The sequence below is a fragment of the Candidatus Kurthia intestinigallinarum genome (assembly GCF_003991225.1).
Taxonomy (GTDB): Bacteria; Bacillota; Bacilli; order Bacillales_A; family Planococcaceae; genus Kurthia; species Kurthia populi.
The window spans coordinates 117,286-128,901 of the sequence record NZ_JTFC01000033.1 but is presented as its reverse complement, the minus strand read 5'-3'; the positions used below and the strand labels follow the sequence as shown (position 1 = coordinate 128,901).

Genomic DNA, 11,616 nt, shown 5'->3' with positions numbered 1-11,616 from the left:
ATGATTCTAACCTCTAACAAGTCTTACATTGAATGGGGCCACGTTTTTGGAGATGCTATTTTAGCTACAGCGATCCTAGATCGCCTATTACATCATTCAGTAACATTTAATATTAAAGGTGAATCTTACCGTATGAAAGAAAAGAAAAAAGCTGGGATATTCCCAGCTAATCATTTAACTACTTAACTCTATAATGGGGAATTTTATCCCGATATTATCGGAGAATTTAGAGGCGTTATTGACATCTTTGACAAGTAATGTTTCTGAGATTATATAATTAAATAAAAAATCGAGTGATTTGAGCGATCAACGGTGCTTTTTCATGTCTTCTCCACTTAAAATATGCATTTCACTATGACATGACAAATCTAGAACAACCGAATTATAAATGCTATCTTTTCCACTTTTACTTAACCATATAAGTATTATTGCTTTCTAAATAAAATCTTCCTTCAAGATATGTACACCCTCCTAAAATTAAAAGACCACCAAAATCCTCTTATAAAAGATTTTGGTGGTCTTTTTTTGAAACCATATGATTTCGTCTTATAGAGACGGCGGGCTTTGGAGCTAAATCTCAAGAACCCTTGATATGACTAGCTTCAAGCCGTTTCTAACGTTTCTAAATTAGCAAAAACACTTTTGACTAAGTTTTTGACTAAGTAATAAAAATGCTGTTGGGGCAATTTCAAATCAATTCGTATTATCAATTCTTGGATTAATTATATTTTGAATCTCGCTTACATATGCAGATAGTTCTTGAATAACATTAATTAAAAATTTCTCCCATTCTTTAAAACCGTCTACTGCTTGTGTAGCCAAATCATCTTTTATTTCAAATGCTTGTTGCGTAAAATCTTGTACATAGTCATTTAAAACATCTTCCGTCATTAATAAAACATTTTCTTGCATAAGGTCATTAATATAGTCCCTATCATCAAATTCCAGATAGTCAATTACATATTGATCCACCGTAAAATCATTAAGCTGTGTATCTAATGTTTCAAGTGGTGTTAAATCAATTTCATAACCAGCTAAAACGTCCATCAGATCTCGTATAGATGTTTTTAATTCATCAGCAATATATTCATATTCATCTACAATTTGTGTATTTAAATTTATTTCATTTCCTTTGAAATATTCAAATTCTTTACCTTGTACATCCCAAACTCCCCAAATTTCTTCACTAAATTTAATTCTAAAAACTTCTAATTCTCGAATAAAGTATAATAAAGGTGCATAATTAGCCATATAATAGGGTTGCGCACTTAATTCGAAGTCATCATCGACAAACCCCTTTAATTCACTTATCGCTTCATTATCTTCAAAAATAAATCCCGCTTCAAAACTATTAGCAGATTCATCAGAATAGTTTGCTGACCCTAAATATGCAATATTATTAGTCATTACTAATTTCATATGATTGTTAAACATAAAAAAACTAGCAAATCTCTCTGGAAATGTTTCAGGATCTAATCTAGTTATATAAGTATTAATTCTCACTCTAGCAATTTCTCTACTTCTATTTGAAAAATAGCTTTCAAACCGATTTGGTATATTCGTAAATAATTTTATCTCTGTATTTTCATCAATATCTCTCAAGCTATCTAATAACTCATCATTACTATTAGATATATTATAAGTAATGATATATATGTATTCAGCATTTCTAAAATCATTAATTACTTCTTGAAATCCTAACTCGTCTCTAGTTATAACCATTCGAGCATTTGAAACATTTATTTCCGTTCTCATAATAATCTTCCTTTCTTTAACATTTCCATCTATTCTTACTATGAATATTCCAATCAAGGAGGTTTGAATTTTGTTTTATAATAAATTCTTCTATATATAGTCTTAATTCCTCTGGTTGTATTTTCACTAAATTAATACCTATTTCTTCACCATTTCTTAAAGCCTCTTTGACCTTACCTAACTTAGCTCCAGTAGCCTCATTCTTAGTTACTAAATGCTCTATAATTCTTCCGTATATTCCTTGTGATTTACGTTGACCAAAATATTTTGGTTTCCATTCACTACTTTCCGATGTCCTTGTATAAATCATATAAAGGTTTGCATTATGAATTAGGCCAGACAAAAATTGTTTATTTAATTCTTTTATTTCACTAATCAATTCCCTATCCCAAATAATATTGGTTTCTACTTCAATTGGATATTGAAAATGGTATGGAGCAACAGTAAAAAATTGTTGCTCTACATCTTTTGCAAATTCAATTAATCGCTCTTCTTCGGGATATCCAAAATTCCTAAACACTTTAATCACATCGAATCTTCTTTTTTTGAAAATCATAGATTATATTATTTCGCTAAAAACATTACTTCCTATAATTGATATAAATTATAGGATTATATCCATTTAACCTAACTTCTTTTTTCCAATGGTCTAATCTATTTTTTAACATTAACATATCTAACTGATTAATATCTGGTTTAATTGAATCAATTAATTTTAATTCTGTTCTTCTTTCTAAAATCAACCATACTGCTATATTTTTTATTGTTATTAAATCCTTATCTTTAGCTAATCTATGTTTGTATACTTTTAAAGAGGCCAATGATTGATCAATTGCATAACATAAATCTGAAGATGCACTACCTATTTTTACTGCAAACATAGTTTCTTCTTTATATAAATCCATTAACTCCACATTAGAATTAATTACTCTTACATTCTGTCGATCATAAAGCTCAAAACCATCTTCTTTCCTTAAAGAATTAAAAGCATATTCGGCATAAAATTTCCTCTTTATTTTTTTTATTACTTCTTCCTTTGATAGATCTTTATATTCTTCATTTTTTTTAATTTCATTATATTTTTTTTCTAGATATTCATTATGAATTTCTTCAGAGAAATCATACTTTTCATTATAAAAGACATCTATTTCAGATAATGAAGCTGATAAATATTTTTGATAATCATCGTTGAAGTGATACCAAATCCCTTTGTTTAAAACACACCTTTTTTCATCATCGATATAATCAATCAATTTCCTTACTCTTTCAGTATAAGTTGTACCGTCTTCTTTAATAACCTGGATTTTCAATTCAAGCAATTTATCACTTAACTTGAACCTTTTTTGTTCAGCTATTTTTTCTAATTCTGAATAAGTTATTTCTTCTAGTTGTTCATTCCCATCATCTAACATCAACAAATATGTAGCATCTTGATTATTAAAGATTTCATTTACACCAATAATATCTACTTCTGAAATCCCTATTCTTTCTTTATTATTTTCACCATTTTCTTTTAAATTTCTTTCAAGCTCGTCAATTAGTTGTATATCCGTAACTTTATTAAATAATGGTATAGGATATATAGCTTCTAAATTCAAAATTTCTTTAAAAAGCTCTAACAACTTACTAACGGTCTCTAAATCAGGTCTCTTAATATCTACTTTGATTGAATTACCAAATTCAAAAGTTTCACCAATACTAATATCCCCTTTTAATTTTCCAATCTCTACTTTTGCTTTTAACTTTGCAAAAGACTCACCGCTATCAAATTCAAGATTTGAATAATTTACAAATGAATTAATACTTTTATTTCTCCTAACATTCGGTGAAACTACAGTAGTTGTTTTAATTTCAGTACACTTAACACGCTTAGCAATGTCAAAAGGAAAATCCTTATCTGCATATCTATCTATATAAAAATACGAACTACCAAATGCTATAGCAAACATTTCATCATCAAACTCGATAATTAATATCGCTCTAGGTTGATTATTAATTTTAATTTCTTCTCTATTAAATTCTCTTAATATCCACTTCCACCCTACAGATTTGGTATTCTCATTGTTAGGTACGAACTCATAATATTTAAAGTAAAATCCATCTATTTCATTATTTTGAGCAATTAAATCTAATTTCCCATCTAAACTTTCTTCAAATGCTCTATGATTTTTCCAATCAATTTTATACACATTAACTTTCGCCATATAATCACCGACATTCCATAATATGTAATTTTATTTTACCTTTATGTTCGCTTACAAATCAATAGATAGTTCGACAATCTTAATAGAAACTTATGCATATTTAATATTTTAAATTAGTGTTAATATTAAAAAAAAATATCGCTATTTCAGGAGGAATGACAATACATCAAATCGAGTTCGGAAATACTGTCATTTCTTATACGTTAGAATTCAGTAATAGACGCAAAACATTAGCAATTCAAGTATCCGAAACAGGTGTGAAGGTAATTGCACCAGCTAATGTGGAAACAGCCGAAATTGAGGCTGTTATGTGCAAGAAGGCACCGTGGATTTTACAGCAGCTAGCTGACTTTGAAGAAATTCAATCATATGATGAGAAAATCAGGTTTTTATCTGGGGAAAAGTTGCCTTACCTTGGTCGTAATTATCGGCTAAAAATCAATAAAGAAGCAGCTGATGAGCTTAAAAAACTTCAGTTCGAGCTTGCAAATGGAGAGCTAATTTCCTCTTTACTAAAGGTTCCAGTTGTTAAATCTAAAACCTTTGTTGAAATATATACTGATTGGCTAGTCCAATACGAAACAACTGTACAAGCTAGCACACTCGGAAAAACTGTAGGTATATTTAAAAACCATATACTTCCGGCACTCGGAAAATATTTAATTGATCAAATAACCGTGGAAATGTGTCAGCAATTTATTAATAAATATCCGAAAAAACTAAAGAAATTTAAGGATGTTATTAACTATACATCTTTAATTTTTGAATTTGCATTGAAACGTGATTACATTCAAAAAAATCCGATGAAGTTGATAGATCGACCAAAACCTGCTAAAAAAATTAATGGCGAGGTAGAAACCGAATTATTTGAAGAAAATTTTTATACTGTGAGTGAATTAAACGAATTCATTGAAGCAGCTAAGTCGAGTACAAGTACAATGATTTATACATTCCTTCATACCTTAGCGTATAGCGGTATACGCTAAGGAGAAGCATTTGCATTGAAATGGTAAGATATCGATTTTGAAAAAGGATTAATTAAAATCACGAAGGCACTTTCTTACAGCCCTACAAATAAGCTATATATTAAAGAACATAAGAATGGTAAGTCTCGTAATGTTTATTTAGATCAAGCAACGCTAGCTACTTTAGCAGCCTGGAAAGAGGAACAAAAGCGGTTATTAAAAAGACAGCTACTTTCAGATAGCAAGCAGCTTCTCTTTCATAACAAGAATAATGACTACTTTAATCCAACTTATTAAAACCGTTGGATAAAAAAGGTTCAAAAAGAATATAGTCTAAAAGAAATATCAACTCACGGACTACGTCATACGCATTGTACTCTTCTATTAGAGGCTGGTGTTCCTCCGCGTGAGGTAATGGAGCGATTGGGCCACTTAGACATTGAGATTACAATGAAGATTTATGCTCACGTTACTGAGCAGGCTCAAACAAAAACAGCTGATTGTTTTGTTGATTACTTAATTACTAATACTGAATTTTGAATAGTTTTTGACTAAGTTTTGACTAAGTAACTATGACTTTATATGATGATAATGCTTTTTTAAGCAAAATAAAAAACCCTTGTATATCAAGGGTTTCAGCTTCCATAAGGTGTATATGGAAATAAATATATGGAGACGGCGGGAGTCGAACCCGCGTCCAGAAACTCCAGTACTTAAGCCACTACGTGTGTAGTCTATCTACTTACGTTTCGCACTGCATTATGCCGACAGACAGGCGTCTTGAGCGCTAACCTACTAATCTCTTCTTACAGACTCAGGTTGCACCTGTAAGCGTATCCCACTAAAGTTGGGCCTCAGTCACTACTACATGGGCGATAGAGCGGTGAGGCAGTTGCAGAACTAGGCTGCAGCTAATTGATTGTTTGTTTTGCCAGTTATTATATAACTTCCGTTGGTAACGAAGCCGAGGCCTCCGACACGCGACTTAAGCCCAGACATCCCTGTCGAATCCGTAACGTCCCCCTATTCACTATGACAAAGAGCATGGAGCCACATGAGCTCGTACTAGCTGCCTGAATTGGGTAAGTTCGGAAATCGCGCGGTGGCGATAAACGAGACTGGCTTAAATCTAGTACTATTATAGCGCAATACTGTAGACGTCGCAACTAAAAGGCATGTAACTCTAGCAATGACACTTTAATTATTAAAGAAATCCAAAATATCTTGTTCAGTTCGTAAAATATCCTTCTCTTTCACGCCTATGTTTTCGGAAAGATTTTGTGAATGATGAAAGCGCTCTGTGGTAGAAACTGTCGTATCATAAGCTTTTTCTGTCAAAATGCGCAGCTGTTCATATTCACTATAAATAGAAGTTAAGATATCCTGATAAACACTATCCATTTCTTGAATTGTCGTATCATACTTTATTTTTAATTCATCAATAGAAACCACTGTAAAATAAGCTGTTTCTAACATTTTCATTTTTACTTGCTTTAGGATATCTGAAAAATTATCCATACTATAAATAACTGTTACCGATAATACACCTGTTAGAATACCACCTAAAATGCCACCTATTATGCTCGCAAATGGCATGAATACTGGAACTGTCTTTAGATATGTGATAAATGATTCTGTAACGATTGCACCTACTGCAGTTATAACAGCCGCAACAATTAACTTAGAACCTTCAAAAATGGCTTGTTCTTTCGTCATGTCAGCTGGTCTAAAAACAAATAAACGAATTGCTTGAATTAACGCTGTCGTTCCTTCTGTTATAATACGTACAATTCGCTTTGAAGTTGTTAAAAAAGTATTAATAAATACCGTCAATAAATTGCTAATAACGCCTCCAGCAAACCCCTCAGAAGCACCAACAAATACCTTTTTGACAGACTGCATATTCAAAACTCGTGCTTGCACAGCTTGAATATGTTTCTTAAAAGCATTGATTTTCTCTTTAACTGTTTCATACTGACGAAAATCACGAATATACGCCCCTAACTCCTCAGAGAAAGCTATTTGTAAATCCGCTAAAAAAATTCCTATTGCTTGGCGCATCGCCATTTGCTTACCTTGTTTCAAGCTTGTACTCGTTAACTCTTTTTTATAGTATGCTTTTTTAGCATCTTTGACTGTTGTTTTTACAAGTCCTGTTGCACCATCGTATTTTTCAGATGCCATTTTTTCATCAATTTCAAAACGATCCTTATTTTTCAACTCTGGGTGTTTGCTTGATCTTGATTCCATCCATTCTTTTAAATCATGCTTACCCTTGGATTGATTTAAGCTTCCATCTGTCCATGTTAAGTTTTTTTCATCAACAGCCATCTGCCCACGCTCTTTGTCTGTCATATATAATCTTGCTTCAGGATTATTATGGATTTCTGCAGCCGAAACAATATGGTCTCTTTGTGTACGTCCATCTTTATTAAGCACTTTTCCCGTATAACCATCACGAATTTCTTTATTTTCTTGGAATGCTTTTTTACGATTTTTAGCAAAATCTTTTTCATAAATTTCTTTTCTTGTTTGCGCGTCATATTTTCGATTAAATTGTTTTTCTGTTGTACCTTTTGCAAAAACACCATTTTTAGCATTGTGCAATGTCGTTACATTGCCACCATCTTTAAATTGCATAAAATGGCTTAACCCAAATTGCTGGTAAAGAGAGGTTGTAATAATCTCTTGATACTGCTTCCATAAATCCTGTGCAATTTCTAATTCTTTCTCAGGTAATTCCTCTAAAACAGTTAAATAATGCTCCTCTAAATAGGTCGTTAACGTCGTCATTGTCATTCTCCTATCTTTACGCTTGTTCTCCAATAGGTCGAGTTAATAATTGAATAGCTGAATTCATATTATTTACCAATGTCCCTAAATCATTAAGAATGTGTTTGGCATTGGCTTCAACAATTTTATGGAAATTAAAACTATATTGTTCTAAATTTGAGTCCATAGTTTGTACAGCTGTCTTTATTAAATAAGCTGATTGATTTACCTCATCTGTTGTATACTTAATTTCAATTTTTGTTGCATCTGCAACACGAATTGCTTTATGTAGCTCCGCAGTTTTATCTAAAGCTTCTTTTCCGACTTTTTTATTTTTACTACTTGTCAGTATTCCCGCAGTTGCAACTGCCGTACCACCAATAGCCCAACCAATTGGTCCAGCAAGCGCTAGTAATGTCGAGCCTGCTGCGGTTCCACCACCTCCAGCTACAAGAGCTCCACCACCTAGCCAGGCTAATGCTGCATTTGTTGCAGCTGCACCTGATAATGCTGAGATTGCTGTTCCTGTCGATGCTGTACCAAATGTTGTAGCAATCGCCATTGCTGCAGATGGACCAAAAGCAGCAACTGCTCCACCAGCAGCAACACCAGCGCCAGCACCTAATACATTCTTTTTCAATTCTGTATCAATTTCTTTTTCTAACTCTAGAATAGTATTTTTGAATTTATCAAATTTAAGCTGTGCTTCTTCAACCTTTAATGACATTTCAAGTGGTTTGTTTTTTAAACGATTCACTAAATTTAATGTTAATTCTATATAATCTTTTAATAATATTCTACTGTTATATAAGTTTTCTGACCCCTTTAAAATTTCTTCACGTGATTGTTCATATTCCTCAACTACTTCCTTATATCCTGAAATAGCTTCTTTTTTAAATTTGCTATTAAACATACCTACACCTCTTTTTATTTTATGAACATATTCTATCACATTTATTTATTTTTTAGTTATTTTTATCCATATTTAACGTTTGCATTTAAATATTTTCTATGTATTCAAATCAAGTATATAGCATATTTTTCAAATCAACTAATTTCATTATTAAGTTGTTTCCTCAACAAAAAACACCTCCAAAAATTTTGGAGGTGTTTCACAGTTTCTTTATAAAATTAATTAGTCGTTGTCGTTATCATCGTCATCTTGGTCATCATCATGATCGTCATCATGATCGTCGTCTTGGTCGTCATCTTGGTCATCATCATAATCGTCGTCTTTGTCATCATCATCGTCGTCATGATCGTCTTTATCATCACAATCCGCTTTTTTCGGCTTGTCATGCTTTTTATCAAGCTGTTTTTTTACATCTTTCAATACTTCTTGTAGTTTTTCCATATCCGCCTTGATTTGCGCTTCTAGCTGTGTGATTTGTGCTAGTAATGCTGTGTATTCTTCTTTTGTTAAAGCACCTTTTTTATCATGTCTGTAGCAGAAGACGCCCACCTCAAGGAGCGAAGTGAGTAGGTGGGCGATGCATGCTATGCTTTTGACGAATAGTACGTTTCAAGAGATGCTCGTTAAAATACTCGTTAATAGGGCTTGCTATTGATTGAAAAAGGGTATGAAAAGACTAAAACTGTTTTGCTCTAAAAACGACTGTTGGATCTCTACTGGCGGTATTTCCATCGAAACGATTAAAAACGAACGAACGGAAGAGGTGAATGTCATGTCACAAAATAAAGCCTACAAATTTAGATTATATCCAAATAAGGACCAACAAGCACGCATCCATCAAACGCATGGTCATTGTCGTTTTGTCTATAACCATTTTCTTGCACTTTGGAACACTTCTTATAAGGAAGATGGCAAAAGCTTAAATCGTCGCTTGATGTCTAAAGTCCTCACGAAGATGAAGAAACAAGATGAAACGGCTTGGCTGCGCAATGTAGATAGTGTGGCATTACAAGCCTCTTATGAATGTTTAATCGATGCCTTTAATCGATTTTTTAAGAAGCAAAACAACTACCCTCGTTTCAAAAGCAAAAAAAATCCTGTTCAAAGCTATACCACCAAAAATACAAATAACAATATCGCGATTGTCGGCAAACGAATCAAACTGCCGAAGCTTGGGCTTGTGAAGTTCAAACAAACTTGTGTAGTGGAAGGTCGGATGATGCGCGCAACGATCAAATATCATGCAAGTGGCCATTTTTACGTATCGATTACATGTGAAGTGCCTGATTTTAAGCCGTTACCGAAAACCAATAAGACGATTGGGATTGATTTAGGCATCACCGATTTTGCGATGCTGTCTGATGGACGTAAAGTGGATAACCAACGCTTTACGGCGAAGATGGAACAGAAACTAAAGCGGGAACAACGCAAGTTATCACGTCGCTACGAACAAGCAAAAAAAGAAAAACGCGATTTGCGTGACTGTATGAACTACCAAAAGCAACGTCGTAAAGTCGCGCGCTTACGTGAGCGTGTCGCGTTTCAGCGGGAAGATTTTTTGAATAAGTTATCAACGGAACTCATTCGCCAGTATGACATCATCTGCCTAGAAGACTTGAATACAAAAGGATTACTAAAGAATTATAAACTAGCAAAAGCCATTAGTGACGTTTCTTGGACTTCTTTTGTGCAAAAACTGATGTATAAGGCGAAGTGGTATGGCCGAAAAATTGTAAAGATTTCACGCTTCTATCCATCAAGCCAACTTTGTCATGTCTGTGGGCATCGAGACGGCAAGAAGTCCCTCGATATTCGCGAGTGGGTTTGCCCATCTTGCGGCACAGTATTAGACCGGGACCTTAACGCAAGTCGGAATATTTTAGCCGAAGGGCTCACTACGTTAATCTAACAACCGTAGGAACTACGGGGCTCGCCTACTCAAGAAGTGAAGCCGCTGTTCGAGCTGTTGGAACAAGCAAGCACTGTTCGTAGGAATCCCCCACTTCAAGCACATTCGTAAGAACGGCTAAGTGGGGGTAGTTCAACTACTTTAAAATAATCTTTTGCAGCTTTTTTCACTTTTTTCGCATCTGATGATACAGCTGTTGTTTTTTTAACGATTGATTTACCGGCTTTTGATTTTACTTTTACTACTTTTTTCGTTGGTTGTTTTACTTCTTTTGCATTTGCTGATGTTGCAGCACTGAATGTTAACGCTACAGCTGTCGCAGCGACGATTGCTTTTTTCATTATGTATAATCCCCTAACAAATTTTAATTTACTCATGATTTCTCGCACTGAGTAATCGTAGTATACGGTTGATTTTTTACAGAAGTGTATCAAAAAGATATAAAACTTATTACTTAAAATAGGCAAAATGACAATTACATGTTATTTATTAAATTTAAAATAATAAAAGAATCATTTATTCCTAAATATAAATACAATAACCTATATAATTTTTAAGTCTTTTCATTTAAAAACAAAAAAAGAACTCATACAATATCGTATGAGTTCTAATAAATTAACGCACGCGGTCTTTCATGGCACGTGCCATATCGCGTTTTGCGTCTTTTTTCTTCAAGTCCTGGCGTTTATCGTAATTTTTCTTACCTTTACCAAGGCCGATTAGTAGTTTGGCGTAACCATCTTTAATATACATTTTAAGCGGTACGATTGTGTAACCGTCACGTTTAATGTCGTAATTAAGCTGTTGGATTTGGCGTTTATGCAGTAAAAGCTTCCGTGTACGAATTGGGTCATGGTTGAAGATGTTCCCTTGTTCGTACGGGCTAATGTGCATATTTGATACCCACGCCTCACCGTTACGAATTTGAATATACGAGTCTTTCAGCTGCACTTTACCTTTACGAATCGATTTGATTTCTGTACCATCTAGCACTAGGCCCGCTTCGATTGTATCCTCGATAAAGTAGTCATGGCTCGCTTTTTTATTTTGTGCGATTGCATTACCTTTTCCCTTTGGCATGTGGCGTCACCTCAATAA

12 protein-coding genes and 1 other RNA gene are annotated in these 11,616 nt (G+C 33.6%); 4 read left to right on the top strand and 9 right to left on the bottom strand.

Annotation, left to right across the window (positions count from 1 at the left end; translation table 11 throughout):
- Positions 1-186, top strand: a 186-nt coding sequence (locus QI30_RS14390) for an ATP-binding protein (RefSeq protein WP_158621040.1), incomplete at its 5' end; no start/stop codon positions are given.
- Between the two features lie 507 nt (positions 187-693).
- Here the strand turns inward: QI30_RS14390 and QI30_RS14385 are convergent.
- The 3 genes from QI30_RS14385 to QI30_RS14375 are packed head-to-tail and all read right to left on the bottom strand — an operon-like array spanning position 694 to position 3,959.
- Positions 694-1,755, bottom strand: coding sequence for a hypothetical protein (locus tag QI30_RS14385; RefSeq protein ID WP_126991293.1), 1,062 nt, complete (start codon positions 1,753-1,755; stop codon positions 694-696).
- 16 nt (positions 1,756-1,771) lie between these two features.
- Positions 1,772-2,284, bottom strand: coding sequence for a hypothetical protein (locus QI30_RS14380; RefSeq protein ID WP_126991292.1), 513 nt, complete (start codon positions 2,282-2,284; stop codon positions 1,772-1,774).
- Positions 2,285-2,336: 52 nt separating this feature from the next.
- Positions 2,337-3,959, bottom strand: a complete 1,623-nt coding sequence (locus QI30_RS14375; protein WP_126991291.1) for a DUF6119 family protein — start codon at positions 3,957-3,959, stop codon at positions 2,337-2,339.
- Between the two features lie 155 nt (positions 3,960-4,114).
- On the opposite strand from QI30_RS14375, the gene QI30_RS14370 reads away from it, so the two are divergent.
- Positions 4,115-4,945 (top strand): YgjP-like metallopeptidase domain-containing protein, encoded by an 831-nt coding sequence (locus QI30_RS14370; RefSeq protein ID WP_126991290.1) that lies wholly within the window; start codon positions 4,115-4,117, stop codon positions 4,943-4,945.
- 285 nt (positions 4,946-5,230) lie between these two features.
- Entirely contained in the window at positions 5,231-5,464 is a 234-nt protein-coding gene (locus QI30_RS21245) for a tyrosine-type recombinase/integrase (protein ID WP_126991299.1), read from the top strand.
- A 127-nt stretch (positions 5,465-5,591) separates the two neighbouring features.
- Here QI30_RS21245 and ssrA read toward each other — a convergent pair.
- From ssrA to QI30_RS14345, 4 genes are all read right to left on the bottom strand, one after another.
- Positions 5,592-5,947: a transfer-messenger RNA gene (gene ssrA, locus QI30_RS14360) on the bottom strand.
- Between the two features lie 174 nt (positions 5,948-6,121).
- On the bottom strand, positions 6,122-7,717 hold the full coding sequence (locus tag QI30_RS14355; RefSeq protein ID WP_126991289.1) for a hypothetical protein: 1,596 nt from the start codon (positions 7,715-7,717) through the stop codon (positions 6,122-6,124).
- 16 nt (positions 7,718-7,733) lie between these two features.
- Entirely contained in the window at positions 7,734-8,609 is an 876-nt protein-coding gene (locus tag QI30_RS14350) for a DNA polymerase III subunit gamma/tau (RefSeq protein ID WP_126991288.1), read from the bottom strand.
- 222 nt (positions 8,610-8,831) lie between these two features.
- The gene (locus tag QI30_RS14345) at positions 8,832-9,050 is read right to left on the bottom strand and encodes a hypothetical protein (RefSeq protein ID WP_199754693.1); all 219 of its coding nucleotides are present in this window, start codon (positions 9,048-9,050) and stop codon (positions 8,832-8,834) included.
- Positions 9,051-9,381: 331 nt separating this feature from the next.
- Between QI30_RS14345 and tnpB the strand changes: the two genes are divergently transcribed.
- Complete coding sequence (gene tnpB / locus QI30_RS14340) at positions 9,382-10,518, top strand: IS200/IS605 family element RNA-guided endonuclease TnpB (protein WP_126991287.1); 1,137 nt, start codon at positions 9,382-9,384, stop codon at positions 10,516-10,518.
- Positions 10,519-10,613: 95 nt separating this feature from the next.
- On the opposite strand, the gene QI30_RS14335 is transcribed toward tnpB, so the two are convergent.
- Positions 10,614-10,859 (bottom strand): hypothetical protein, encoded by a 246-nt coding sequence (locus QI30_RS14335; protein WP_126991286.1) that lies wholly within the window; start codon positions 10,857-10,859, stop codon positions 10,614-10,616.
- Positions 10,860-11,133: 274 nt separating this feature from the next.
- Entirely contained in the window at positions 11,134-11,598 is a 465-nt protein-coding gene (gene smpB, locus QI30_RS14330; protein ID WP_126991285.1) for an SsrA-binding protein SmpB, read from the bottom strand.
- Between the last annotated feature and the right edge of the window lie 18 nt (positions 11,599-11,616).

Coding starts and splice junctions, on each gene's coding strand:
- QI30_RS14385 (WP_126991293.1), bottom strand. CDS start 1,755: ATGAGAACGGAAATAAATGTTTCAAATGCTCGAATGGTTATAACTAGA.
- QI30_RS14375 (WP_126991291.1), bottom strand. CDS start 3,959: ATGGCGAAAGTTAATGTGTATAAAATTGATTGGAAAAATCATAGAGCA.
- QI30_RS14370 (WP_126991290.1), top strand. CDS start 4,115: ATGACAATACATCAAATCGAGTTCGGAAATACTGTCATTTCTTATACG.
- QI30_RS14355 (WP_126991289.1), bottom strand. CDS start 7,717: ATGACGACGTTAACGACCTATTTAGAGGAGCATTATTTAACTGTTTTA.
- QI30_RS14350 (WP_126991288.1), bottom strand. CDS start 8,609: ATGTTTAATAGCAAATTTAAAAAAGAAGCTATTTCAGGATATAAGGAA.
- QI30_RS14345 (WP_199754693.1), bottom strand. CDS start 9,050: ATGGAAAAACTACAAGAAGTATTGAAAGATGTAAAAAAACAGCTTGAT.
- tnpB (WP_126991287.1), top strand. CDS start 9,382: ATGTCACAAAATAAAGCCTACAAATTTAGATTATATCCAAATAAGGAC.
- QI30_RS14335 (WP_126991286.1), bottom strand. CDS start 10,859: ATGAAAAAAGCAATCGTCGCTGCGACAGCTGTAGCGTTAACATTCAGT.
- smpB (WP_126991285.1), bottom strand. CDS start 11,598: ATGCCAAAGGGAAAAGGTAATGCAATCGCACAAAATAAAAAAGCGAGC.